We start from the raw sequence: 1,021 nt of genomic DNA, 5'->3' as shown, positions 1-1,021 counted from the left end.
CGCTGTCCGGGCGTGAGGGCGTCGTCGGCGACGACGTCGGAGACGCCGATGCGGCCGCCGGGCCTGAGGACGCGGAAGGTCTCGGCGAACACGGCGGCCTTGTCGACGGACAGGTTGATGACGCAGTTCGAGATCACCACGTCGACGGTGGCCGCGGGCAGCGGGACGGACTCGATGGTGCCCTTCAGGAACTCGACGTTCGTCGCACCCGCCTTCTCGGCGTTGGCCAGGGCCAGGGCCAGCATCTCGTCGGTCATGTCCACCCCGTAGGCCTTGCCGGTGGGCCCGACGCGCCGTGCGGAGAGCAGTACGTCGATGCCGCCGCCCGAGCCCAGGTCGAGGACGCGCTCGCCCTCACGCAGTTCCGCCACGGCGGTCGGGTTGCCGCAGCCGAGGGACGCGGCGACCGCCTCGGCGGGCAGGGCGCCGCGCTCGTCGGCGGCGTACAGGGTCGAGCCGAAGTTCTCGTCGGCCTCGGCCGGCTGCGGTCCGCAGCACGCGGCACCGCCCTCGGTGACCTTCACGGCCGCGGCGGCGTAGCGCCGGCGGACGGTCTCGCGCAGGTCGGTGGACTGCTCGCTCATGGCTCACTCCTCGGTGTCGGGGCATGGCGGCGCCCCGGAACGGCCTGTATTGACGTTCATTGATGCAACCTTGCGCCTTGAATCGAAAAACGTCAACATAGAGGCATGTCGAAACAGGAGCTCGAGCCGATCGAGCGGGAAGCCGCCTGCTGCGCGGGACTGTCAGCACCACTGGACGAGGGCCAGGCGGCCGAACTGGCCAAGGTGTTCAAGGCGCTGGGCGACCCGGTCCGGCTCCGGCTCATGTCGATGATCGCCTCGCGCGGTGAGGGCGGCGAGGTCTGCGTGTGCGAGCTGACGCCGGCCTTCGAGCTGTCCCAGCCGACGATCTCCCACCACCTCAAACTGCTCCGCCAGGCCGGACTCATCGACTGCGAACGCCGCGGCACCTGGGTGTACTACTGGGTGCTGCCCGGCGTCCTGGACCGGCTCGCCGC

2 protein-coding genes are annotated in these 1,021 nt (G+C 70.6%); one reads left to right on the top strand and one right to left on the bottom strand.

Annotated elements, in window-relative coordinates:
• Nucleotides 1-584: arsenite methyltransferase (gene arsM / locus IE249_RS35445; RefSeq protein ID WP_189711635.1), on the bottom strand; the 584-nt coding region annotated here is incomplete at its 3' end.
• A gap of 105 nt (nt 585-689) precedes the next feature.
• Between arsM and IE249_RS35440 the strand changes: the two genes are divergently transcribed.
• On the top strand, nt 690-1,021 hold a 332-nt coding region (locus IE249_RS35440; RefSeq protein WP_189711633.1), incomplete at its 3' end, for an ArsR/SmtB family transcription factor.

Source organism: Streptomyces anandii JCM 4720 (genome assembly GCF_014650655.1).
In the GTDB taxonomy this organism is placed as follows: Bacteria; Actinomycetota; Actinomycetes; order Streptomycetales; family Streptomycetaceae; genus Streptomyces; species Streptomyces anandii.
The sequence above is the reverse complement of the archived record's forward strand: the minus strand, read 5'-3'. Positions and strand labels throughout refer to the sequence as shown.